The organism is Roseiflexus castenholzii DSM 13941 (assembly GCF_000017805.1).
Taxonomy (GTDB): domain Bacteria; phylum Chloroflexota; class Chloroflexia; order Chloroflexales; family Roseiflexaceae; genus Roseiflexus; species Roseiflexus castenholzii.
In genome coordinates, this window is sequence record NC_009767.1 from 4083331 (window position 1) to 4108405 (window position 25075).

At 60.4% G+C, this 25075-nt stretch carries 15 protein-coding genes; 7 read left to right on the forward strand and 8 right to left on the reverse strand.

What is annotated here, in order from left to right:
* Nucleotides 1-120 precede the first annotated feature (120 nt).
* The 3 genes from RCAS_RS16255 to RCAS_RS16265 form a co-directional block, all read right to left on the reverse strand.
* Nucleotides 121-2967: an ABC transporter permease gene (locus tag RCAS_RS16255; RefSeq protein ID WP_012121628.1), complete on the reverse strand. Its 2847-nt coding sequence runs from the start codon at nucleotides 2965-2967 to the stop codon at nucleotides 121-123.
* A 3-nt stretch (nucleotides 2968-2970) separates the two neighbouring features.
* On the reverse strand, nucleotides 2971-4572 hold the full coding sequence (locus RCAS_RS16260) for an HlyD family efflux transporter periplasmic adaptor subunit (protein ID WP_012121629.1): 1602 nt from the start codon (nucleotides 4570-4572) through the stop codon (nucleotides 2971-2973).
* Between the two features lie 156 nt (nucleotides 4573-4728).
* Nucleotides 4729-7512 (reverse strand): ABC transporter substrate-binding protein, encoded by a 2784-nt coding sequence (locus RCAS_RS16265; RefSeq protein WP_041330944.1) that lies wholly within the window; start codon nucleotides 7510-7512, stop codon nucleotides 4729-4731.
* A 684-nt stretch (nucleotides 7513-8196) separates the two neighbouring features.
* Between RCAS_RS16265 and RCAS_RS16270 the strand changes: the two genes are divergently transcribed.
* The 5 genes from RCAS_RS16270 to RCAS_RS16290 all read left to right on the forward strand — a co-directional run bounded on the left by RCAS_RS16270 (nucleotide 8197) and on the right by RCAS_RS16290 (nucleotide 15534).
* A complete protein-coding gene (locus RCAS_RS16270) occupies nucleotides 8197-11469 on the forward strand; it encodes a S41 family peptidase (RefSeq protein ID WP_012121631.1) in 3273 nt (1090 codons plus the stop codon).
* Nucleotides 11470-11514: 45 nt separating this feature from the next.
* Nucleotides 11515-12567 carry an aldose epimerase family protein gene (locus RCAS_RS16275; RefSeq protein ID WP_012121632.1) on the forward strand — a complete coding sequence of 351 codons (1053 nt, stop codon included), beginning with the start codon at nucleotides 11515-11517 and terminating at the stop codon, nucleotides 12565-12567.
* A 544-nt stretch (nucleotides 12568-13111) separates the two neighbouring features.
* Complete coding sequence (locus tag RCAS_RS16280) at nucleotides 13112-13309, forward strand: hypothetical protein (protein ID WP_012121633.1); 198 nt, start codon at nucleotides 13112-13114, stop codon at nucleotides 13307-13309.
* A 6-nt stretch (nucleotides 13310-13315) separates the two neighbouring features.
* Nucleotides 13316-14308 carry a hypothetical protein gene (locus RCAS_RS16285; RefSeq protein ID WP_012121634.1) on the forward strand — a complete coding sequence of 331 codons (993 nt, stop codon included), beginning with the start codon at nucleotides 13316-13318 and terminating at the stop codon, nucleotides 14306-14308.
* Nucleotides 14309-14385: 77 nt separating this feature from the next.
* Entirely contained in the window at nucleotides 14386-15534 is a 1149-nt protein-coding gene (locus RCAS_RS16290; protein ID WP_012121635.1) for a site-2 protease family protein, read from the forward strand.
* Nucleotides 15535-15625: 91 nt separating this feature from the next.
* On the opposite strand, the gene RCAS_RS16295 is transcribed toward RCAS_RS16290, so the two are convergent.
* The 5 genes from RCAS_RS16295 to RCAS_RS16315 all read right to left on the reverse strand — a co-directional run bounded on the left by RCAS_RS16295 (nucleotide 15626) and on the right by RCAS_RS16315 (nucleotide 21716).
* Nucleotides 15626-16963: a substrate-binding domain-containing protein gene (locus tag RCAS_RS16295; protein WP_012121636.1), complete on the reverse strand. Its 1338-nt coding sequence runs from the start codon at nucleotides 16961-16963 to the stop codon at nucleotides 15626-15628.
* A gap of 59 nt (nucleotides 16964-17022) precedes the next feature.
* Nucleotides 17023-17604, reverse strand: a complete 582-nt coding sequence (locus RCAS_RS16300; RefSeq protein ID WP_232280043.1) for an SH3 domain-containing protein — start codon at nucleotides 17602-17604, stop codon at nucleotides 17023-17025.
* A 122-nt stretch (nucleotides 17605-17726) separates the two neighbouring features.
* Nucleotides 17727-18521, reverse strand: coding sequence for a response regulator transcription factor (locus RCAS_RS16305; RefSeq protein ID WP_041330946.1), 795 nt, complete (start codon nucleotides 18519-18521; stop codon nucleotides 17727-17729).
* An 86-nt stretch (nucleotides 18522-18607) separates the two neighbouring features.
* Nucleotides 18608-20632, reverse strand: a complete 2025-nt coding sequence (locus tag RCAS_RS16310) for a PAS domain S-box protein (protein ID WP_157042675.1) — start codon at nucleotides 20630-20632, stop codon at nucleotides 18608-18610.
* Nucleotides 20633-20951: 319 nt separating this feature from the next.
* The gene (locus RCAS_RS16315; RefSeq protein ID WP_012121640.1) at nucleotides 20952-21716 is read right to left on the reverse strand and encodes an SDR family NAD(P)-dependent oxidoreductase; all 765 of its coding nucleotides are present in this window, start codon (nucleotides 21714-21716) and stop codon (nucleotides 20952-20954) included.
* An 849-nt stretch (nucleotides 21717-22565) separates the two neighbouring features.
* Here RCAS_RS16315 and RCAS_RS16320 point away from each other — a divergent pair.
* Nucleotides 22566-23351, forward strand: a complete 786-nt coding sequence (locus tag RCAS_RS16320; protein ID WP_012121641.1) for an enoyl-CoA hydratase/isomerase family protein — start codon at nucleotides 22566-22568, stop codon at nucleotides 23349-23351.
* Nucleotides 23352-23617: 266 nt separating this feature from the next.
* Nucleotides 23618-24979, forward strand: a complete 1362-nt coding sequence (locus RCAS_RS16325; protein ID WP_012121642.1) for an MFS transporter — start codon at nucleotides 23618-23620, stop codon at nucleotides 24977-24979.
* Nucleotides 24980-25075: the final 96 nt, after the last annotated feature.

The window sequence follows — 25075 nt, forward strand, 5'->3', positions numbered from 1 at the left end:
CAGCCGCACGACGACCAAGACAAGCAAGTGTTGTGCATCATTTGGTTGATCGCTCTATCAGTTCTCAGTTCTCAGTTCTCAGTTCTTGGTTCTTGGTTCTTGGTTCTCGGTTCCCAGTTCTCAGTTCGCATCCCCTAATTTCACCGCCTGGAACAACCGGACACGCGCCAGTGACGCGCCGAGCGCCAGGAGTGAGAGCGTTAGCGTCGCGCCAAATGCCGCATAAATGCCTGCCATACTCTCCCATGCCAGGCGCGGTGGGTAAGCGGGAACACCGGGATATGGACCAACACCGACCTGCATGAAGGGTACGATCAGCAGCGCCGCCAGCGCGCCAATTCCGCTGCCAGCTGCCAATCCAGCGCCGATCAACAGCAGTTGTTCCAGCAGCAGCGCCGCCGCAACACCAGATTCACTCAATCCCAGCGCCCGCAGCATGCCCAGTTCGATTGCACGACGGCGCGCAGTGATGAACCCGGCGACCAGAAAGCCGAGCAGCGTCAATACGCCGGCCGTCAGAAAACCGATAGTCAATACACCAAACAACCCCTGGCGCTGTGGACGGGACTGTTCGCGCGCGATGAGGGTTGCCACATCGAGTACATCGATGACCGGAATGCCCTGCCCACGCACTCCGGCAACCACCTCGTCGATAGGAACTGCCTGGTTGCGAGTGATCCAGACATCATATGGGTACTGTCCCCCCATCTCGTCGAAGATATAGTTCAAGTTGGCGACGATGATTGGTCCATCCTGCGGATAGACGCCGGGCCAGAGGTCAATGGCGGCGACAATGCGAAAGCGCACCTCACGCTGATCACCGTAGAGTCGCAACGTGGCAGGCAACGCATCGCCGATCCGCAGACCATCGCCCAAGAGGTCACGGCTGACGAGCGCACCGTTCGGGTAACGCGCCAGCAGGTTCATCAGCCCACCCAACGATTCACCGCCACCCCAGGCGCGGTCGAACCGGGTGATCACCTTCGGAAAATCCGTCCGATCAATGCCGATCACCTGCGCCTGCCGGCTGCCCGCACCGACGCTCACGAACGCCTCGTAGCGTCCGACACGCGCAGCCGCCTGCACACCCGGCGCCTGAAGATGCTCACTCACCGGAACGAACAGGAAGCGCGCTTCTTCACGAATATCAGGGCGCGGTTGTTGTGGCGGGCTGCCGGGCTGACCGGGACGCGCCTGTCCGGCGCTCTCGCCCGTCTCGAAGAGTTGTGTCATTGCGCCAACCTGATACGTCAATTCGGTTCGCATCGCGCCATCGAGCGTATCCGCCATCGTAGCACTGTACGTTGCCAGGCTGAGCGTCAGGATGAGGAGGAGCAACGCGCCGCGATAATTGTCGGTCTGCCGCGCTAGCGCGCGGAGCGTGACCAGTGGCGCAATCCACGCCGGAAGCGCCGCCAACCTCGCCAACCCTTCCAGAATCAGCGGAATGAGGCGCAGCGCCAGTAGACCAAGCGCAAAACAGAGAAGCGCCGGGGTCAGCACCAGCAGCGGATTACTGAACGGATCGGCATTCCCCTGAAACAGGCCACCGCCGATCTGCAACTGATAGACGCCGTATGCCGCCGGGATCAGGAGCAGCAGATCGAGATAGGCGCGCTGCCAGAGCGGGGGACGCGCGGCGCGCGCCGCCTGTTGCTGCTCGTCCACCAGGGTACGGCGTGTCGCCACGAACGCCGGAGTCAACGATGCCCCCACGGTGATCACCAGGACGACCAGAGCAAACGTCAGGCTCTGCGCGCCAGGCGAGAGCGGCACACCAGCGCCGGACAGATCGACCTCAAGAAATGAGCGTACCCGGCTCATCACCGACGCAAAAGCAAGCCCAAGCGGCAATCCCGCAGCAAGCGCCACTCCACCGATGATCACCCACTCAACCAGATACATGCCCAGAATCTGCGCGCTGCGGACACCACGCGACTTCATGAGCGCAATCTCACTGCTCTGCCGCCGCACAAGCAGGGCGGCGACCAGCGTCGCAAAATAGAGCGTCAGCGCGAGGATCGGCGCGCTGAACACGAAGAGTTGGGTCGTCAACGATGCCACCCGATCCTGGTATCGTCGCAGCGCCTCCGCCGGTCCCTGTTCGAGGCGCAACCCGGGAATGAGACTGTTGACACGCGCCCGTACACTTTCGACACGACTCAGAAGCGGCGACACCTGCGCGCCGGTGACGCCTTCACCGCTCAACCGCACAAACCAGAGCGCCTGATCGACCTCGTTGCGCAATGTTCCGGCGACAGGATCGGTGAAACTCGCCTCCGGCACAAGAATGAGATCGTTGAGGGTATCGGGCGGGAAGAACCATGCCGGATCGCTGCGGTTGACCGGCGCCCAGATCGCCGCCACACGCGCCTGAAGCGTCGCCGGGCGCGTTCCAGGGGCAATGATCGAGAGCGTATCACCCACATTCACACCCGTCTCATCGGCGAACGCGCGGGCGATCATCACGGCTAGCATGGCGTCATCTGCCGACGACGTCGGCATCTGCCCATCGACGATGTGCATCCGGTCATCAAGCCCGCTGATGAAGCCAAGCGGCGCATTCTTGAGGAAGACCGCGTCACCGTCAGCCGCGAGAAAGATACGGAGCGGCGCAGTACGGACGTGACGCGCAAAACTGGTGATCGGCAGATCGAGACCCGGAATGCTTTCGTGGCGCAGATAATCGTCGGCTGGCGCAACGCGCTCCCACTCCAGCGGCGTATTCCAAGCGCCGATATAGCGCAGGAGCAGCGCAAATGGCGACCGCCCCTGACGCTGCTCCTGCTGCCGGATTTCGTCCTGCAACAGGCGCAGACTGGCCGCTTCGGCGTATGCAGGCACGGCAGCCGCGAGCGCAACAGCGATCACTGCCGCCAGCCATGCGCAGAGTGCCAGTCCAAGATTGGCGCGCAGACGCTTGAGCGCAGCAGTCAGTACCGAAATAAGAGCCACCATCCGACGCATAACTCAGGATCCAACGACAATATCGCCTTCGTTCAGGCCCTCGAGAATCTCGACCCGCTCATCGGTTTCGATGCCGACCCGCACGGTCACACGGCGTTCACGCTCCCCTTCACGGACAATGACGAAGCGGCGACCCTCAAATGACCGGATCGCCTCTGGCGGCAGCCAGAGGACATTGTCTTTGCGCTCCAGCACGATGCTGACTCGCGCAACGGTCACGCCAGCCTCGAATGTTTGTCCGCGCGCATCGACTATTTGAAAGCGCGTGGTGACGTCGCGATCCTGGACGGCGCCGCTTCCGCCCGACCCGTAAGGCGCCGGCATGCGTCGAATAACGCCGGGGATCACCAGGTCGGGGCGCGATAGCAGGCGGATCTCGACACTCTGACCTTCGGAGAGCAGCCGCATCTGCTGCGCGCTCAGAGTTGCGGCAAACTCCAGGTTCGATGGATCGGCAATCTCGATCACCGGCTCGAAGGCGGTCACTGTTGCTCCTGGCTCGATAGCGACCGCCAGCACGGTTCCATCCTGCGGCGCTATGACACGCCCGTCATCGACGCGGCGGCGTGCTTTTTCCAGGGCGCGCTCGGCGTTCTCCACGGCGCGGAGTGCGCTGTTGAGCGTCTCGTTGCGCGCTTCCTCCAGTGCAACCTGCGCCCGCTCGAGAGCGAGTTGGGCGTCTTCGATTGCTTTGTTCTTGCCCTGGAGCAGGGTCTCAAGCGCGCGCTGCGCTTCCTCGACTTTCTTCTCCGCCTCGTAAATTTTGACGACTTCATCTTCATATGCGCGATCACGGGCGCGCTGCGCCTGCTCGACCGAGCGTTCGGCGTCGCGTAATGCGCGTTCCGCCTGCACCAGTTTCATACGAAACTCTTCCTTTTGTTTCTCGGTGAGGCGATTGGGAACCAGCACCCCGGCCTCATTCTTGATAAATGGATTCTCCGGGTCGGTCCCATAGCGCTGCACCCAGTCCCAGTTCCAGTAGGCGACACTATACGCCTTCTGGGTGTCGGAAAGCGCTTCGGCGCTGTCGCGTAGCGCTTCGTCCGCTGAAGTTTTCGACCACGACGCATCATCGCGTGTGGTGCGCAACTCGCGCTGCGCCGCTTCGAGGCGTTCCTGCAATTCCTTGAACAGATCCGCCTCACCGCCAGGCAACAATCGTTCGAGTTCGCGCCTGGCGCGATCCACATCGAGTTCGCGTTCCTTGATCCGTTTCTCCTTTGCCAGCTGCGCACTCTCCAGGTCGCGTCGCGCCTGCGCCAGATCGTCCTCGGCGCGACGCAACTCGTCGAGCGCCTCCTCCTGCTGAAGTTCCGCCAAAACATCGCCTTCCTTGACGACATCGCCACGACTGACATTCACGACGTTGACGCGCCCATCACGTCGGAATGCCAGCCGCGCCATATCGACCGGCGTTGCGCGGGCAGTGACCGTGAACACCTGCTCGATAGCACCGCGCTGAACCGTGTACGTGGGGCGTTCGAGCGCCGGATCGGGCGGCAGGGGGGTAGGAGTTGGCGGCTCCTGCAATGCCTGCGTTGTGCTACAGGCGGTCAGCAATACCACACAGCATATGCTCATCCAGCGCGTTATCCATCGCATAGCATTCCTCGTCGTGCGCTTTGCTTTATGCATCCGCACTGCGAGCGGGGCGCGCACGCCCGGCAGTCGCGCTCCTCTGCGAGCGGGACGCCTGCGAGTCGCCTGTACGCGCAATGGGCAATGACAGCAGCGAAGCGTTCCTCGACTATGCCCCTTCTACGGCGCAGCGCCGGCGGGAAGAGGCGTCGGATCGCCCTCCTCGACATTGTACCCTTTATAGTCTGGATCGACTTCTTTTGCGCATGCCGGCGCACGCGCATCCTCACGGTTCATACACTCGGCAAAGGCGGTTGCAAAGCGCTGCGCTTCGGCAAGTTCCTTTTCGAGGCTTGCGCCCTTTTCCACCACGGCGCTAAGCGCCTTAAAGAACCAGTAGGGATCGGTGTGCTGGCTGTAGATCACGTTAGCATCACCGGCGTTCTGCGACGGCATCGCCAGGGTTGCCCGCATCGCCTCGAACTGCGCGACTCGCTCCGGCGGCAACTGTTTGATGAATGCCTCAGATTGTGCGACCGAGCGGCGGGCGGGCATATCGCCATACGTCAGGGACGTGTCGCCGGAAAGGAACTTGATCCATTCCCAGCATGCCTGCGGTTGCTGCGTCCGCGCCGAGATGAACAGGCCCCGCAAAAACACTTCGCTCGACGGCACACCGGCGCCGCCGACCGGCAGTGGCGCAGCTCGAATGTCGCGTTCGACCGGGGTCAGCGGCGCGGCAGTCGGCGCCGGTCCACCACCCGGTTCGAGCGGTTGAATCACGACCCCTCCCTGGAATGATTCAGGATACCCAAACCACATCCCGACCCGACCGGATTGGACCAGTTCGTAGGAACGATCCCCGCCGCCAAAATCGTCGCGCCGATAGACGATGGTGAGCGGCGGCGCCACCTTGTGAACCATGCTCAAATCGAGGTACCAGCGGATGGCAGCGATAGTCTTCGGATCGGTGTAGTTCGGGCGCAGGTCCTTGCCCTCGCCAACCATCAGGCGCGCGCCAAATTGGTTGATGAAGAACAACAGGTCGGCTTGCGGACCTCCCAGCGGCACATACCCCCACCGCTGCTCGTTCCCTTCGCCTCTGGTCAACGCCTGCGCCGCCGCCAGAAAATCGTCCGGTTTCCAGTCGGCGCGCGGCGGTTGCACTCCCGCCGCCTCGAATGCGGCATGGTTGTAAATCAGGCTGCGCATATTGACCGCGTAGGGCAACCCGTAGATGCGCCCCTCGCGGCTGTACTGTGCCAGCGCCGCCGGGACGATGTCATCGCGCGGGAAGGTGGAGTCTGCCTCGATCAATGGGCGCAGATCGAGCAGAGCCGTTTCATCGTTGCCGGCGAGCGGACCGAACCAGAAAAAACAGTCGCTGGTCTGCGCCAGGGTGGCAGCCGTGACCTCCTTCAAGTCGGGCGTCCACTCGAACGGCTTCAACTGCACGAAGATGTCGGGACGCTGTTCGCGAAACGCGCGCGCGACGCGGCGCAGTTCGGTCGGATTGTACCCGTAAAGGCCAAACGTCACGGTTGTGGCGCCGGCCGGCGCTTCCTGCGGCTCCGGCGTAGCCACTACCACCGGATTGAGGTTTGGCTTCGGCGTTGGCGTGAGTTCCCGCTGCGCAATCGCTTCCTGCATCTGCCGCTGCGCTTCTGCCAGAGCCTGGCGCACATTCGCCTTTGGGTCGCCGGTGACCGTCGCAACTGCCTGACTCAACGCCCCCATCACGGTATAATCGAACTGCTGGCTTGGCAGCGTCCCGCTGTTCTCTATCGCCCACCGGTACGCCTCAGCAGTCGGCGGATCGAGTTTGCTCCAGAACTCCGTCTGCTGCGCCACCGATTGGCGGGCAGGCAAACGCGACAATGGACCGAAACTTTGCTGGTCCTCGAGCGCCGGTTGGCGCGAGAGCCACTCGATCCAGCGCCAGGCGGCGTCGGGGTGCGCTGTGCCGCCGCTGATGATGAACCCTTCGGTTGAGCTGAAGAAGGGATCGAGAATGGCATTCTTCGGGAATGGCGCACGACCGACCGGAAAATCCGGCGTCCAGGGCGAGCCATCGTCGTTGCTGATGTAGGACATGTCGCTCCAGAGTGCGACCCGCCCTTCGCGCGCCAGGCGCGTGGGATCGTCAGAAGCGGCGTCGCGCGCATAGGGTGCGACCAGCACACCCGCGCGATACCATTCCTGGATGCGCTCGACTGCTGCAATATACTCCGGCGCAGTGAGATCCGTCTCTTCCGCGACGACCGTTAGTGGATTGATCCCCTGTTTTTCGAGCAACCCCAGGAGCGGCAGCAGACCATTGGTTGGTTCCATAAACCCGTAGGTGAGGGTCGTCAGACCGCTGCGTTCGGTGAGACGCTCGGCGGCGGACATCAGATCATCCCACGTCCAGCCAGGGCGTGGTTCGGATAGATTGGCATTCTGAAACAAGGCGCGATTGTAGACGATCAGCGGCACGCCATGGTAGCGCGGTAGCGCCCAGACCCCGCCCTTCGCCGCGTAGCGCTCGATGGCGCCGGGGAAGAAGTCGTCGCGCTGAAACGCAGCGTCCGCGTCCATCAACGGTTTGAGGTCGAGCAGCAGCGGTGTGCCAAACGCTTCCGGCGTCAGCGCGAATGCGGGAGCAGTATCGGCGGCTGACACGATCCGCCGTAGAACATCGAGCGGATTGGTCGGTCCCTCGTTGCCCGGCTCGAACATCATGATGTCATCGAGCGACACCAGCACAATTTTGATGTTGGGGTTCTCAGTCATAAAGCGATCCGCCAGCGGTTGATAGATGTTGCGCTCGTACTCCCACACCGCAAACGAGATCGTGACCGTCTCGCTCCCGCTCGTCGGCGTTACTCCGGGGACTGCCGGAGTCGCATTACCCGATGGTGGCGGCGCGCCGCACGATGCCAGCAGCACCGCCCAGAAGGTCAGAAGTATCCATACACGCTGCATATGCCTGCCTTTCCACAATTGCCGGAAGCCACGCCTGTTCAAGAGTTGGTCGAGCGCTGACGAAAAGATACGAGCGGTGCATCGCCAGGAGAACCAGAGTGAGGGACATGCGCGGTCTGGCAGCGTCATCACGCTGAACTGAACATCAGGATCGCACCTGCACCGAGACGCCAGACGAAGCGCTCCTCTCCGCCATGGGAAGCGCGCACAGCGCCTGATCCGCGAGCATTCCGTCTCAATCGGTGTAATCCGTGGTTCGCGCCATCCTCACGAGCAGAGACCTGCATTGTTGTGCAAACGCCGGTTATCGTTCTTAGTAAAGAGACACCATGTAGTATAGCCAGATATCCTTAATCTGCAATGATGCCAGACTGAGACAGTGCCGCAACGCCTTTCGTCAGTGCTTATCATCCCGCTACAGGACGATGGAAAAGCCGGAAAAGTTCCACAGGCGAGCACAACATTCCTTCGTGCTCCGGGCAATGAGCGCTGTTCAACCCACACCCACGCCGTCGAGCACATCTGCGCACCGGCGCACCATATGCGCTGACTCCGTCCACATTACAGCGCCTGCCGCGCTGGATAGCGCAGACCAGCGCAACGGTCGATGGGCGCTTGTCCGCATGGTGAGTCGCATCTATAATGGCATGTGTACGACGCGCTGTAATATTAAAGGGACCGCCCATGACTGACGATCGGTATGTTATCCGTCCCTACTTTCGCGCGCCCTCGATTGATCCCGCCGGCAGTCGTATCGCATTCGTCTATGCAGGCGACATCTGGCTTGTTGATGTCAGCGGCGGGCAAGCCGAGCGACTGACCGCTCATCCTGCAAATCACATGCTGCCGCGCTGGTCGCCGGATGGTTCAGCCATCGCCTACACCTCATCTCGCACCGGACAGGGCGACGTGTATGTGCTGCCGCTCAACGGCGGCGAGGTGCGACGGATCACATATCACGAGGCGCAGAGCGCCGTCGAGTGCTGGTCGCCTGACGGCGCTGCCATCTATTTCACCTCTCAACGCGAGCGCCAGGGCGCCGCGATCTATCGCATCGCCGCATCAGGCGGTACGCCGGTTCGCTGGATTGCACAACCATACGAGCGCCTCGGCACAGTCGCGGTTTCACCCTGTGGTCGCTGGCTGGCATTCAGCCTGATGCGCGATCTGTGGTGGCGACGGGGACCGAATCCGTATGGCGGCGCAGAACTCTGGCTGGTATCGAATGCGCCTGACGCCGATGATTTCTTTCAATTGAGCGACGCGCCCGGTATGAATTACTGTCCCATGTGGTCGCCCGATAGTCAGTTGATCTTCTTTGTTTCTGATCGCGATGGAAGCGAAAATCTGTGGGTGGCGCCGCGAGAGGGAGGCGTCGCAGAGCGCATCACGGCATTCACCGACGGGCGCCTGCTCTGGCCCTCGATCAGCGCCGATGGCAGAATGATCGCATTCGAGCGTGATTTTGGCATCTGGACGCTCGATCTCGCTTCCGGTGCAACCACGCGCGTCCCGATTCAGGTGCGCCAGGATACCAAAGTGACGCCGGTGCGGGTGCAGACCTACACGCGCGATGCAGGTGAACTGGCGCTCTCGCCCGATGGAAAGAAAGTCGCCTTTACGGTGCGCGGGAAGATTTTCGCCGATTTTGCCGAAAAGGAAACGGAACGCGATCAGCGCCACGGGCCGGCCTATCGCATCTCGCACACGGCATTCCGCGATAGCGATATTGCCTGGTCGCCCGACAGCCGGCGCCTGGTCTATGTTTCTGATCGTCACGGCGACGAAGAAGTGTACTGCTACGATTTCCTCGCGCGCAGCGAAACCCGCCTGACGTTTGGAGCGAAACGTAAGAGCGCGCCTTGTTTCTCGCCTGATGGGCGCTGGATTGCATATGCAAGCGGTGATGACGAAATCCGGCTGATCGAGGTCTCAAGCGGAGAGGATCGCCCATTTATTCGGGCATACTTTGTCTTTGGCGCATCGTTCGCCTGGTCTCCCGATAGTCGCTGGCTGGCATTCTGCGCTCAGGACGAACGGTTTTTCAGCAATGTGTACGTGCAACATATCGAGGAAGAACAGGCGCATCAGATTTCGTTCCTCAGCAATCTCCAGGCGGCAGGACCGCTGTGGTCGCCTGATGGACGCTTTCTTGTCTTCACGACCGGACAGTATCGCGCCGAGTCGCAGATCGCGCGCATCGATCTGCAACCTCAACCACCGGTGTTCCGTGAGACGGAGTTCGAGCGGTTGTTTGAATTGCACAAAAGTGATTGTCGGGACAAACAGACGGCTGGACCGCCATCCACAGTCGGACCGCCCCATACGCGCAGTGCAGACGCCGATCGTGAGCCACAACCGATGGTTGTTCCTGTCATCGAACCGGATGATGAGTCCGACCGCGCTGCTCGTCAGCATAACGCGCCATCCAGGTTATCCAGATCCACGTCACCGAGCGAGATAACAATTGTGTTCAACGGTATCGAACGCCGGTTGCGCCTGTTGACGCCACCGCAAATGGATGCCATTGCATTGTGTATCAGCCCGGACGGACGCGATCTCGTGTGCAGCGCCACCATTGCGGGGCGGCAGAATCTCTGGACATTGCCGCTTGATGAGCCGCGCGCCGGTCAGGGACCGCGCCAGTTGACCAGCACTCCGGGCACGAAATCGTGTGCCTGCTTCACACCTGATGGGAAACAGATCTATTTCCTTGATGGTGGAACCATCGCGCTGCGAAAGTTTCCGAAGGGAGAACAGACGACGTTGCCCGTATCGGCTGAGGTGGTTGTCGATTTCACACAGGAAAAGCGGCAGATATTCGAAGAGTGCTGGCGGTTGCTGCGCGATTGCTTTTACGATGAGCGCTTTCGCGGCATCGACTGGAAAACGATACACGACCGGTATGCGCCACTGATCCAGGGGGCGCAGACCCCTCCTGAAGTGTATCTCTTGATCAACCTGATGGTCGGAGAACTCCGTTCTTCACACGTTGGATTGTTCAGAAGCGACGGGAATGGCGGTCAGGACGGCTACCTCGGCATCACGCTCGATACCATCGAATATCTGCGCAGCGGTCAATTCCGCGTTGCCGGGGTTATTCCCGACGGCCCGGCGGCAGTCGCCCACAATGGTGCGCTTCAACCCGGTGATGTGTTGCTGGCAGTCAATGGCGTCGCATTGAAACCGGAAACATCGCTCGATGCGTTGTTGCAACGCACGGCGGGCCAGCGGGTTATTCTGCGTGTGGTCAATCCTGCCGGCGAGCAGCGCGATGTCGAGGTGCGCCCCATCACGGCGGAACAGTATGACTGGTTGCGATACCGGGCATGGGTGCTTGAAAATGAACAGATCGTTCATCGGGCGAGTAACGGGCGCATCGGCTATGTGCACATTCGTAAGATGAGTTACGATGCATACCAGCAGTTCCTGACCGATCTCGATGTCGAAATGCATAACAAAGAAGGCTTGGTCGTCGACATCCGCTTTAACTCAGGCGGGCATACGGCAACGTTTATTCTCGATGTTCTGATGCGTCGCAGCGTTCTGTTCAGCGCCTTTCGCAATCGCTCTGTCGCCGATTCGTCGCATATCTTTGGCAATCGTGTGCTGAACAAGCCGACGGTGCTGGTGACGAACGAGGCATCGAGTTCTAATGCAGAAACCTTCAGCGAATCGTACCGTCGCCAGGGTCTGGGGAAGGTGGTCGGAAAACCAACGGCTGGCGCGGTTATCGGCACGTTCACTCGACTCCTGATTGATGGGACATCGCTCCGGTTGCCGCAACTGCGGGTCACGACACCTGAAGGCGAAGAGCTGGAAGGGCGCGGTCGACCGGTAGACGTCGATGTGCCGCTGCGACTGGGGGAGTGGCGCTATGGGCGTGATGCTCAACTCGAGGCGGCAGTGCGCGTGTTGCTCGCCGATCTCGATGGGCCGGACCATCATATCGAATAGCATCCCTATCGCCTGGATCATTCGACAGTTCTGCGAGAGGACACCATGAGTATCATTTGCGAGTCCTTTGGCGCTATCGACGGTCAGACGGTCGATCGTTTCACGCTGAGCAGCGACTCCGGCATCGAAGCGCAGATCATCACGTATGGCGGCGCGCTCGTGTCGCTCCGCGCTCCGGATCGTCATGGTCAACAGGGAGACGTCGTCGTCGGTTTCGATACCCTGACCCCCTACCTGAACAATCCGGCATATATCGGCAGCCTGATCGGTCGTTTCGCAAACCGGATCGCCAATGGCGCCTTCTCGCTTGGCGGCACGACGTATCACTTGGCGCGCAACCATGGCGGGCATCACCTCCACGGCGGTCTCACCGGCTTCGATAAAGTCATCTGGCGGGCACGCCCCATTTCCGACGCCGCTGAACCAGCACTGGAACTGACATACTTCAGCCGCGACGGAGACGAAGGGTATCCGGGTAATCTGAACGTCACCGTAACGTACATGCTGACTGGTGATGGCGCGCTGCGCATCGATTATCTTGCGACGACCGACCGCGCCACGGTGGTCAATCTGACGCACCATGCGTATTTCAATCTGAGCGGCAGCGGAAATATTCTGCGCCATGAGTTGCAGTTGTTCGCCGATCATTTTTTGCCCGTTGACGCATCGCTGATCCCAACCGGCGAGATTCGCGCCGTGCATGGCACGGTGATGGATTTCACCACGCCAACCCCAATCGGCGCTCGCATCCCCCATGATGATGAGCAGATTCGCCATGCTCTTGGCGGGTATGATCACACATGGATCATCGACGGCGCCGCTGGCGCGTTGCGCCGCGCTGCGCGCCTCGTCGATCCGGCGAGCGGTCGCGTGCTCGATGTGCTGACCACGCATCCCGGTATTCACCTGTATACCGGCAATTCCCTCGATGGAACACTGGTTGCGCGCAATGGACACGTGTTGACCAAACATGCCGCCCTCTGCCTGGAAACCCAGCACTTCCCCGATTCGCCGAACCATCCGCAGTTTCCTTCGACAATCCTCAAGCCTGGCGAGACGTACCGCCATATAACGGTCTTTCGCCTGTCGGTGGAATAATACCAATGACGATTGAAGATACCGCATGCTGGTCATTCCGAGCGCAGCGACGGGTCATGCCGCGCGCAGCGACGGGTCATTCCGCGCGCAGCGAGGAATCTCAGCGGGTCGCGCACGACCCCTCGCGCTGCTCAGGGTGACCATGCCGGATGGTCACAGGTCATTGGTATAACTCCAGCGCAGAGACCTCGATGCCGCCCGACAGTTCAGTGCCGGGTGGCATCGCATCCTGGGCGCTGCCGTATGCGCAGGCTGACGACGAACGTCACACCCGATGTCGTTCGCCAGGTTCCACCGGTGTGAAGCCTCCATCACTGTTCGCAGGCGCCTGACGGCCAGCACACTACTGAGTCGCAGCACTATCAAGGTCATCGCACTCACCGGCTGTATGTTTCTTCGATTGCATGGTCACACCCCTTGAAAGTGTGGTACTATACGCACATACCGACCGGTCATAGTATCTGGTAAGCTGGTGAGAAGCGTTTGATCCCGGTCATTGGCGAAACAGTGCCGGGGGCATGTGTGACGGAGGAGACAAGCGGACATGGATGCACTGACCCCGGACGAGCAGGAAATCCTTGATGGCCTCTTCGTGAAGTCGCAGATGCCTGGCTATGATCCGATGCTCGATACTACGGAAGAAGAACGTCGCATCGCCGCTAAATATATTGTGATCTGTTTACAGCAACTCGCGGCGCTGGGGATACGCTCACAGATCGTTATCTCTGACAATAATGATTGACCCAGAATGCTTGCCTTTCTACGCCGTTTGCTGAATAGCATCCGTCTTCCTCAACATGTCTCCCCGTTTTCGCTCCCGGTGCAGACGCCAGCATTGCCGGTTGAATCCATTTCTCCACGTGTGCTGATGATTGTCCACAACCCGCCGGTTTCGTCCGAGGGCAGGCGTCGCCTGACCGACATTTTTGGCTGGAATGACCCGGACCGCCTGGCGCGCCAGTATATTGCCGATCTGGAGTGGGCGAGCGGCGGATATGTGCGTTATCGCATTGTCGAACGTATCGACGCCGACTGGTTTCCACCCAAGATCGACGGGTTTTGCTACACCGGCGAAAGTTATGTATCCGCGTGGCGCTCGCGCCAGATGCACGAACCCGATCGGATCGACTACGAGGCGCAGGTTGCGGCGTTCGACCTGATCGGGCGCTACGAACGCGGCGAGATGGATGAGGTCTGGTTCTTTTCCTTCCCGTATGCCGGCGACTATGAATCGACGATGGTCGGGCGCGACGCATTCTGGTGCAACTCGCCGCCGGTGCCGAACACCGACCACTGCTCTAGACGATTTGTCATTATGGCATTCAACTATGAGCGCGATGTTGATTGCATGCTGGAGAATTTCGGCCACCGCGTCGAGTCGATCATGAGCCGCGTGTTTGCCGGGCATCCGCCGGAACAGAATCTGTGGAACGTGTTCACCCGCTACGACAAAATCCACCCAGGGCAGGCGCACTGCGGCAATGTGCATTTCGCCCCCAACTCCGAGCGTGATTACGATTGGGGCAACCCGCGACCCGTCCTCAGCTATTGTGACGACTGGTTGACCTTCCCCGATATGCCGGGTCGCCCTCGTTGGGTCGATTGCCGGGAATGGGGCGGCGGCGATATGCGCCTCCATCATCTCTGGTGGCTCAGCCATCTGCCACGGGTCGGCGGCGAAACGTTCGGGGTCAGCAACAACTGGTGGTCGTATGTCATCAATCCGAATCTGGTACCATGACGTACCGGTAGTGAAAAGGACGACGGGTTGGTGATGATCCAGATGATGGCAGGGGATAATCTTTTGGGAGAACAATCATGAGATGGTCATTTCGCATTGCACAGGTCGCCGGCATCGACATCAAGATTCATCTGACGTTCTTTTTGATCGTCATTCTTGGCGCTATCGCTGGCGGAGCATCATATGGCGCAGTCGGCGCAGCATTCGGCGCATTGCTGATCCTGTTGCTGTTTCTCTGTGTGACACTCCACGAATTGGGGCACGGTATTGCGGCGCGCGCCTTCGGCATCCCGGTGCGCGAGATCATTCTGTTGCCGCTCGGCGGTCTGGCATTGCTGGGGCGCAATCCGTCGAAGGCATGGCACGAACTGGTCATCGCCGCCGCCGGACCACTGGTGAATGTCATCATCGCCGCTGTGCTGCTGCTGGTGACGGGAACGGCGCTGGCCTTCGGCATTTTTGACCTGAACACACTGGAGATTGGGCGTGGTGCGTTTCCGGCGCCGTCGATCCAGGGGTTAACGCTCTGGCTGTTGCAGGCAAATGTGTTGCTGGTGCTCTTCAACATGATCCCGGCGTTTCCGCTCGATGGCGGGCGCATTCTGCGCTCGGTACTGGCGATGATCATCGGTTTTCGCCGCGCTACGCGCATTGCGACGTTCCTCGGTCAGGGGATTGCTATTGTTCTTGGCATTCTGGGTATTCTCAGCGGCAACTTTTTGCTGGCGCTCGTCGCCGTGTTCATCTTTCTCGGCGCCGGGCAGGAAAATGCCGAGGGGCAGGCGCGCACAATGCTCGACACTATGCGCGTCGGTGATGCATACAATCGGCATGCCCTCACGCTCGATATTGGCGACCGTGTGAGCAAGGTGGTCGATTATATTCTGACCAGTTATCAACCCGACTTCGCCGTTATGCAGAATAGTCGTCTGATCGGTATTGTGACGCGCGAAGATGTGCTGCGTGCCCTGGCGAGCGACACGCGCGATCTGTACGTCACCGGCATTATGCAACGTGAGTTTGTGCGCGTCCCAGCGAGCGCCACTCTCGATGAGGTGCGCCAGGTGATGAGCGCGCAGGGTACGCGCGTTGTGGCAGTGTATGAAGGAGAAGTCTACCTGGGGCTAGTCAGTATCGAGGACATTTCCGAGGCTTACGCCGTCCTATCGTATCTGGAACGCCAACAAGAAGCGCGCCGCGCTCAAATGGCGCGTGACGCAACGTAGGAGCGAAACGTCCCCCTGGACGAATCCTCGAAGCCCCATTGCGAGAGACCCGTTGCAACCCTTTCCCTGCGCTTCGCTCCGGCGACGCCTCTCACGCGATCATTCCCGTGAACATGCGTCGCCGCCATCGGTGATGGCGGCGACGCACGAGTTCGAGCGCCGTCTGCAAGTTACTGCATGTGGTCAACTGACCGAGTTTGACCCCCAACTGCACAATCGTCTGCGCAACTTCCGGCGACATTCCTGCCAGGGTGACATGCGCGCCGAGCAGAGCGGCTGCCTGTGCCGTCTGCACCAGGTGATTGGCAACGCCGGTATCAATGACTGCAATCCCGGTAATGTCGATGATAACATCATCGGCGCGCCGCTCTTCAATCGCTTCAAGGATCGCGTGGGTCATCTGCGCAGCGCGGGTGCTGTCAATCGCGCCGATCAGGGGAACAATAAGCGTGCGCGCATCGAGTGGAATGATCGGCGTTGATAATTCCCGAATGGTCGAGCGCTGCGCAGCAATAATTTCGTCCTGCAACTTCTGTCGTTCGGCATTACTTTCGATGAGATCGTGCATGATACCGGGAAGCAGATCAAGCGCGCTCAGCGCCGATTCGGTCACATTGTCGCACGTGATCAACTCGCCGGGTGTGAAAATCTGCCGTTCGACCGGAACGCCGCGCAGTGCCTGGAGCGCCACATCCACCGCCTGACGTCCGATACGCAGCGGCTCCTGATTGACCGTTGCCAGCATGTGGCCGCTGTGAATGGCGCGCAGCGCTTCCGGCAAGCCATCGAAACCGACGACAACGACCTTCCCCGCCAGGTTCTGCGCCTTGAGCGCATCAACCGCGCCAAGCGCCATGGGATCATTGGCGGCAAAGATGGCATCGATCGGTTGACCGGCGCGCAGCCATTCTTCTGTCAGATTCCTGCCGCTTTCGCGCGTCCAGTCGCCGACTGCCTGCGCCATTATCCGAATACGCGGCCATTGGCGCAGCGCATCCGCCAGAATATCGGCGCGATGGTTGTGCGGACCGGCGATAAGGGCGATGCACAACTGTTCACCCAGGCGCGCCGTGAGCAACTCGGCAATGCGCATCAGTCCCTGACGCTCGTCGGAGCGAACCGTTGCACTGACATACCCCTCAAGGATCCCGCCATCGACCTCGATAACCGGCACGCGCGCCAACCGCGCCAGTTCAAGATGCTGGGCAAACGCGCGCGTCTCGCGCGCCGGTCCCAGGATCAGCGCATGCACCCGTCGCCGCAGGAGATCGGCAACCATCTCGACCTGTGCTTCAACCGTTCGCGCGTCCTGATCAATGACGGTCACACCGTGGTCCGCTGCGCGCGCGCGTACACCGTGGCGCAGAATCGACCAGAAGGTAAAACGAGCGTCGTTGAGAACACAACCAAGTGTAATGGCAGATGTCACTGTGGGTCTCCTGGAAGATGCCGTACTGCAATGAATGACAGGGAGGAGATGCATCGATATCAGGGGAGTGGTGAGAGCAGCAGCGCCGATGCCCATCCCTCCGTTCCGGCCGGAACGCCTTCGCCAGAACGATCCACCGCCGGTTGATCGACCCGAATCCGAAACCAGACCTGATCGCCAACCCTGCGCCGCTCCAGAAAGGTAATCCTGTCTCCCGGATAGATCAACCCGACGATGGTTTCGGGGGCAACGCGCGGCTCGCGACGCAGATTGCCGCCACGGACGACCTCGCCGCTGCCAATGCCCGGATCGGGCGTACCGGTTGGACCGACCGCCGCCTGTGCGGTCGCAGTGCGCAACGCAATGCGGGTTGCCGTTCCCTGCGCCTCAACCGTTTGCGTCGCTCCGGCGACGCTGGTCAATTGCGGCACGATTGTCCCCGCATATGCAGTTGCCGTCGCCGCCAGACGTTCCGCCTGCTGCTGACGCTGACCGACGAGCCACATCCCTCCGACCGCCAGCGCCCCCAGCAGGAGCGTCACAACAACAATATGGATCAGCGCACGCAGCGGACCACCGCGCTTTGGAGCATTTGGCGCAAACAGTCGGTCCCAGTCATCGGAGCGCATCACGGGGGGCACAGACACCTCTTTGTGCAAATGCAGACCCTGGACGTGCGGCTGAGAGCCTGTGCGAAGAACCGATGGTCAGGTTTCATTGTATTTCCTGATAGTATAACACAACATTACCCTGCGTCATTCGCTCACTCTTCAAGACGATGGCGCAATGCTCGGGGATCAATCAACCGATACCCGACGCCGCGGACATTGACAATATACGCCGGATCGATCTTATGCCGCAAATTGTGAATATGGGTTTTGAGCAGTTGTTGGGCTTCATCATCGGAAATGGCATGAGCATCGAGATAGACGCGCTGCACAATGTCGCGAAAGCGAAGAACCTGACCACGCGCTTCTGCCAGGCAACTCAGTAACTCATACTCGGTCGGCGTCGCCTGAACCAGGCGATTTCTGAAGATAATGCGTCGATTGAAGCGATCAATCAGCAGTTCACCCACGCGCATGTAGCGGATCTGCTCAATCAGAAAACGATCGTCTTCTGAGACGGCGCCACGCGCCTGCTCGCGCAGGGCTGCGAGTTGGAGCGCCGAGTCGTACCGGCGCTGCACTGCTCCTTCGATGGTATGCAGGAGTTCTTCTGGTTTGCAGGGTTTGAGCAAATAATCGTACACTCCAGCACGCAGCGCCTCAATTGCCGTTCCCAATGTCCCGTAGCCCGTCAGCAACACCACTTCCGGCGGACTCGGCAACCGCCGCGCCGCGCGCAACACATCCAGTCCATTGATCGTGTTCATCCGCAGATCGGTGAGCACCACATCATACACACCGCCGCCAATCTGCTCCAGATGTTTACAGGCGGTTTCACCATCGGCGACTGCCGTAACCTGATAGCCTGCACTTTCCAGAATACGGCGGAGCGACATCAGCGCCGCATGATCGTCTTCAACCAGAAGTATCCGACCGTGACCGCGAATCATGACCTTGACTTTCAGATATGAGCCGTTCTGCTGGTTGTTGCATCGCAAGCCACCAGAAAACCCGGCGCCAGCAGCACAGCGACATCTTACCATCTGTCCGCTGCCGGGAGGGTGACAATAAATGTCGCTCCGCCGCCCGAACCGCTCTGAAGCCGCAGCATCCCGCCGTGCTGTTCGACGATTTGCCGACTAACCGTCAACCCTAACCCTGATCCATGCGGCTTTGTGGTAAAGAACGGATCAAAAATCCGTTCTTGCAGATCGGGCATAATACCTGGTCCGGTATCTTCGACCATTATTTGCACGCACGCAACGGGCGACTGATCGATAGTTTCAAGTGAATGGCGCGTTGCGATCCGCAATGTTCCGCCGCACGGCATGGCATCAATCGCGTTGATCAGCAGATTGAGCAACACCTGGGTCAGGGCGTCGCGCCCTCCCGACACTGGTGGAAGAGGTGTTGTCAGGGATCGCTCCACCCGGATGCCGCTGCCCGCCAGTGTGCCGCCGAGCAACAACAATACCCGCTCGATCAGCGCATTACAGTCGATCAGTTCAATCGCTCCATCGCCGGGACGATGGAGATCGAGCAGACGCCGTAGCAACCCCGAAACTCGACAGATCTCATCGCTGACCAGATCGAGAAACTCCCCCGATTGCGCAGCGCCGTGTGCGCGTAACAGGTACAGATAGTTTTGGATCGACTGCAACGGGGTGTTAATCTCGTGCGCGACAATCGCCGCCAGGCGACTGCTCGCCGCCAGGCGCTCATTCTGGCGCATAATCGCCTCAAGTTGCAGATGTTCGGTGACATCCACCAGGCGCAACACCACGCGTCGCGCCTCGTTGGCATCGCTCAGGGGAATACTGTGAATGTCGAGAATCGCCATGGCGCCTGAGGCACGGCGCAGCTGCACCCGTCCCGATGCCTTGAGACCGCTGGCAAGGGTACGCGCGACGATTGGCGCAATCTCAGGACAGATCGTATCGCACGAGGCGCCAGGAAGCGTGTCGGGTGGGCGGGCAAAGAGGCGTGCAAATTGGCGATTGGTTGTCTGAATGATACCGTTGTTATCGATCAATGCCAGCGCATCGTCGAGATTATCTACAATCGTGTACAAAAGATCGCGGCTCAACTGAAGATCGGCATTCATCGCCTGAAGACGCGCATTGGCGTTCGCCAGCGCTTCACGATCACGTTTACGATCGGTGATATCACTGATCACGCCGATCGATCCGCTCCGACGCTGCTGCTCATCATAGATCGCCGCCACGGTCACGAACGCAGGAAACATCGTTCCATCGCGCCGCGTCAGGGTAAACTCGCCCTCCCATGGGTGACCGGCAGCGACAGTTGCGCGCATTTCTGCGATCTGCGCGTTATCCTTTGGCTCCGCTACCAGGTCGAAGACGTGACGACCGATCATGTCGGCTTCACTCCACCCGAAGATACGCTCAGCCGAGCGGCTCCAGTACGTAATCGCACTTGTCAGATTCGTTGCAATCACTGCCTGACTGACCGCATCGAGCAGCATTGCCTGAAAGCGTAGTTTCTGTTCAACGCTGATACGCTCGGCAATTTCTTTACTCAACATGTGGTTTGCCAGGCGCACATCGGTCAGTTGCCGTCTCAGACGTTGCTGGAGGTCGATAGTCTGCTGACGCTGGACTGCCACACGGCGACGCAACCGTTCTTCAATGCGCTTTTGAGAACTGAGATCGGTCACAAGAAGAACAATGAACGTCGCTTCGCTCTCGCTGCGGAACCAACGACGCGCCTGAACGAGGACCGGCGCCTTGGTGTCATCACGACGCTGAACAACCGTCTCACCATACCACCAACCCTCCCGCGCTACGCTGTCGAGCGCGCGAGTTACTTTGCGCCGCCATCGTTCACTGTCCGACATGTCCATCACCGAACGACCACACACCTCTTCCCACCGCCAACCAAAGGCGGCCTCCGCAGCCGCGTTCCAGTACACGATGACGCCCGACAGATCGGTAATGACCAGCGGTTGACCGATCGCCTCGAGCAAATGGATGTGCGCATGGAGTGGTTCAGGCGTGTGACGCGGTTCAGACGCGGAGATCCGTTGACGCACGTGTGTCATAACACTATTATGATACACCATGTGAAGCGAGCGTGCGCAATGGAGATTCGTGTCCTTTGCGCGCGCGTTTCCGGGAACGCGGGCGACCCGCCCGCCCACAGAGACGCGCGCCGACCCGCCCACCCACAGAGACGCGCGCCGACCCGCCTATCCCTGGGAACGCGCGCCGACCCGCCCACCCACAGAGACGCGCGCCGACCCGCCTATCCCTGGGAACGCGCGCCGACCCTCCCGCCCACAGAGACGCGCGCCGACCCGCCTACCCCTGGGAACGCGCGCCGACCCGCCTACCCCCGGGAACGCGCGCCGACCCGCCCTCTTATCGCGGACCCATGCGCAGCGCGCCGTCGAGGCGGATTGTTGTGCCATTGAGCATCGGGTTCTCGATAATGTGCTGCACCAGCGTGGCAAACTCGGACGGTCTGCCCAAACGCGATGGAAACGGAACCTGCTGCGCCAGCGCCATGATCGCCGCCTCCGGCAGCCCTGCCAGCATCGGTGTATCAAAGGTTCCGGGCGCGATGCTGACGACCCGAATTCCGTGTCGTGCCAGTTCGCGCGCCAGCGGCAGCGTCATACCGACCACACCGGCTTTCGAGGCGCTATATGCCGCCTGCCCGATCTGCCCCTCGAACGCGGCAATCGAAGCAGTGCAGACAATCACGCCGCGCTCGCCGTCGTCGTTGGGCGTGTTGCCTGCCATAACCGTCGCAGCCAACCGGATGGCATTGAATGTGCCAATCAGATTGACCGCAATCACGCGCGTAAACCGTTCGAGTGGCAACGGTCCTTCCTTGCCCAGCGTGCGTTCCGCCGTGGCGATGCCTGCGCAACAGACCAACGCGCGCAGGTTGCCATCGCTTGCGGTTGCCTCGACCGCCGCCCGCATCTGTTCGGCGTCGGCGACATCGGCAGCAATAAAGCGCACCTGTTCGTCAAGTTCCGCTGCCAATGCCATGCCTGCCTCGCGGTTAACATCCACGATCGTGACCGTCGCGCCAAGCGCTGCCAGATGGCGCGCCACACCTGCGCCCAACCCCGACGCTCCGCCGGTGATCAGGGCGCTGCTTCCCGCAATGTGCATGGGATGCTCCTTTCAGCATCGGTTTACCTAAAGACACGAAGGCGCAAAGTCTATTCCGCAGCAGTCATCGATAAGAGATTGTACACCTTTGTGAAGTCTCCTGGCGGGCATCCCGACCTACGGGCGCCTGCCAGGGGCGCCTCTCCTATTGCCTCGCCTCTCGTCCCTCGCCCCTTGCCTCTCGCCCCTTGCCTCTCACCTCTCACCTCTCATACCAATGACCTGTGACCATCCGGCATGGTCACCCTGAGCCGCGCGAGGGGGCTTGCGCGACCCGCTTCGATTCCTCGCTGCGCTCGGCATGACCCGTCGCTGCGCTCGGAATAACACGCATGCGGCATCGTCAAGCGTCATTGGTATCACCTCTCCCCTCTCCCCTCTCGCCTCTCCACAAATGCGAGATAAATCTCGCGCTACGCCCTTGTCGGGCCTCTCGCACCTCGCGCCTCGCCTCTCTCCCCTCGCCCCTCTTGCCTCGCCCCTCGCCTCTCCACAAATGCGAGATAAATCTCGCGCTACGCCCTTGTCGGGCCTCTCGCACCTCGCGCCTCGCCTCTCTCCCCTCGCCCCTCTTGCCTCGCCCCTCGCCTCTCTCCTCTCGCGCCTCTCCCCTCTCCCCTCTCGCCTCTTGCCCCTCGCCTCTCGCGCCTCGCCCCTCGCCTCTCCACAAATGCGAGATAAATCTCGCGCTACGCTATTGTCGGGTCTCTCGCGCCTCGTGCCTCTCGCCTCTCCACAAATGCGAGATAAATCTCGCGCTACGCTATTGTCGGGTCTCTCGCGCCTCGCGCCTCTCCCCTCACTCCTGGTATAATACCTTCGCCCCGCATACAGAGAGGAGGATGCGCTATGACCGACGACAATATCCTTGTGGCTGTCGAAGGTCCGCTGACGATCATCACAATCAACCGTGAACGTGTGCGCAACGCGCTCAATCAGGCGACCATCGCCGAAATCCAGACGGCGTTGCGCGCGTTTGAAGCCGACTTATCGCAGCGTGTTGCAATCATCACCGGCGCCGGCGATCGCGCGTTCGCTGCCGGCGCCGACATTACCGAAATCCGGGTGTTGCCGGGCGCCGATGCCGCGCGACGGTTCAGCGAAGCCGCTCACGATCTCGGGCTGTTTATGCACCAGATGGCCAAACCGATCATTGCAGCAATCAACGGGTACGCGCTTGGCGGCGGGCTGGAATTGGCGATGAGTTGCGATGTGCGCATTGCCGCCGAAACTGCTATGTTCGGTCAACCAGAGATCAATCTTGGCATCATCCCCGGTTGGGGCGGCACGCAGCGCCTGCCGCGCCTGATTGGTCCATCGGCGGCGCGCCTGCTCTGCATGACCGGAGATATGATCACGGCGGCAGAGGCGCTGCGCCTCGGTCTGGTCGAGCGTGTCGTTCCGGCGGCATCATTAATGGACGAGGCGCGTACACTGGCAATGAAGATCGCCTCAAAAGCGCCGCTGGCGATTGCAGCCATTAAGCAGGCAGTCAATCGCGGGTTGGACATGCCGCTGGCGGAAGGATGCATGTACGAAGCGGCGCTCTTCGGTGCGATTGCAGCAACCGACGACGCAAAAGAAGGAACGTCGGCGTTTCTCGAAAAGCGCCAGCCCACGTGGAAAGGACAATAGGCGCGCGGCGCACCGCCCGAAGAGACGTTATACCAATGACGATTGACGATGCCGCATGCGGGTCATGCCGAGCGCAGCGACGGGTCATGCCGAGCGCAGCGACGGGTCATGCCGAGCGCAGCGAGGAATCTGCACGGGTCGCGCACGACCCCTCGCGCTGCTCAGGGTGACCATGCCGGATGGTCACAGGTCATTGGTATTACCCCCCGACGTCTCTGGCAAATGTGCGGCATGACGCGTGACGGATGAAGAGAAGAGAGGAGTGCATGAGCATCGAGATGGCCCGCAGCACCGGCGTCGCTGCCATCGATGATCGCCGGGAACAGGTTGGCTGGTATTTCTACGATTGGGCAAATTCCGCCTTTTCTACCACTGTTGTGACCGTTTTCCTCGGTCCGTACCTGACCGCAGTGACCCGACGCGCCGCCGACGCCGATGGGTTTGTCTACCCGCTGGGTATTCCGGTCGCCGCCGGCGCATTCTTTCCCTACATGGTTTCTCTTTCAGTCCTGCTCCAGGTGCTTTTTCTACCGATCCTCGGCGCAATTGCGGACTATACCCATCTGAAGAAGCATCTCTTGGGCGTGTTCGCCTATGTGGGCGCCATTGCGACAATGCTGCTCTATTTTCTCGATGGCGGCAATTACCTTTTCGGCGGGATGCTCTTTCTCATCGCCAACCTGAGTTTTGGCGCGTCAATCGTGTTCTACAACGCTTTCCTGCCGGAAATTGCCAGCCCCGACCGGCGCGATGCCGTATCGTCGCAGGGATGGGCGCTCGGCTACCTTGGCGGTGGCTTGCTGCTCGTCGCCAATCTACTGCTCTTTCAAAACGCTGAGTCGTTCGGCGTTTCTTCCGATCACGCGGTACGCATCAGTATCACATCGGCCGGCATGTGGTGGGCAATCTTTACCATCATTCCGCTGCTGGCGCTGCGTCGGCGCGATCCGATCAAACGGATTCCGCCAGGCGAGCATTATGTTACGATTGGGTTCAAGCAGTTGTGGGACACACTGCGCAAGGCGCGCCATTATCCGCAGACGCTGCTGTCCCTCGGCGCCTATCTGCTTTACAATGATGGCATTCAGACGGTGATTGCCCTGGCGTCGCAGTTTGGCGCCGAAGAATTACGATTGGAACAATCCACGCTGATTTCCGCCATCCTGATGGTGCAGTTTGTCGCCTTCATTGGCGCCCTCGCCTTTGGACGCATCGCCGGGTGGCTTGGCGCCACTCGCGCCATCCTGGTGAGCCTGGTAATCTGGACGAGTGTGATCGTTGCGGCGTATGGCTGGGTGCAACCAGACAGCCCGACACAGTTCTACATCCTGGCGGCTGCGATTGCAATTGTGCTGGGCGGCAGTCAGGCAATCAGTCGATCACTCTTTTCGCAGATGATCCCGCCAGGGCAGGAGTCGGAGTATTTCAGTCTGTACGAAGTCAGCGAACGTGGCACCAGCTGGCTTGGACCGCTCGTTTTTGGATTGGCGCTCCAGTTCACCGGCAGCTACCGCGTGGCGATCCTGCTGCTGCTCATCTTCTTCATCGCCGGTATTGCGCTGCTGCTACGCGTTGATGCACGCCGCGCCATTCTCGAAGCCGGCAACGTACCGCCCGCCAAAGTTTGAGGGAGATACCACTGCGGCGGGGTGAAGGTGGGAAGGCCAGCGCGTCCAGAGGTAAGAGGCTGAAGGTTGACGACAAAGACGCAACAGGGAGAGATG

Bases quoted from the DNA above. Each gene is read 5' to 3' on its own strand.
- RCAS_RS16255 (WP_012121628.1), bottom strand. From the start codon at position 2,967: ATGCGTCGGATGGTGGCTCTTATTTCGGTACTGACTGCTGCGCTCAAG.
- RCAS_RS16260 (WP_012121629.1), bottom strand. From the start codon at position 4,572: ATGCGATGGATAACGCGCTGGATGAGCATATGCTGTGTGGTATTGCTG.
- RCAS_RS16265 (WP_041330944.1), bottom strand. From the start codon at position 7,512: ATGCAGCGTGTATGGATACTTCTGACCTTCTGGGCGGTGCTGCTGGCA.
- RCAS_RS16270 (WP_012121631.1), top strand. From the start codon at position 8,197: ATGACTGACGATCGGTATGTTATCCGTCCCTACTTTCGCGCGCCCTCG.
- RCAS_RS16275 (WP_012121632.1), top strand. From the start codon at position 11,515: ATGAGTATCATTTGCGAGTCCTTTGGCGCTATCGACGGTCAGACGGTC.
- RCAS_RS16280 (WP_012121633.1), top strand. From the start codon at position 13,112: ATGGATGCACTGACCCCGGACGAGCAGGAAATCCTTGATGGCCTCTTC.
- RCAS_RS16285 (WP_012121634.1), top strand. From the start codon at position 13,316: ATGCTTGCCTTTCTACGCCGTTTGCTGAATAGCATCCGTCTTCCTCAA.
- RCAS_RS16290 (WP_012121635.1), top strand. From the start codon at position 14,386: ATGAGATGGTCATTTCGCATTGCACAGGTCGCCGGCATCGACATCAAG.
- RCAS_RS16305 (WP_041330946.1), bottom strand. From the start codon at position 18,521: ATGATTCGCGGTCACGGTCGGATACTTCTGGTTGAAGACGATCATGCG.
- RCAS_RS16310 (WP_157042675.1), bottom strand. From the start codon at position 20,632: ATGACACACGTGCGTCAACGGATCTCCGCGTCTGAACCGCGTCACACG.
- RCAS_RS16315 (WP_012121640.1), bottom strand. From the start codon at position 21,716: ATGCACATTGCGGGAAGCAGCGCCCTGATCACCGGCGGAGCGTCGGGG.
- RCAS_RS16320 (WP_012121641.1), top strand. From the start codon at position 22,566: ATGACCGACGACAATATCCTTGTGGCTGTCGAAGGTCCGCTGACGATC.
- RCAS_RS16325 (WP_012121642.1), top strand. From the start codon at position 23,618: ATGAGCATCGAGATGGCCCGCAGCACCGGCGTCGCTGCCATCGATGAT.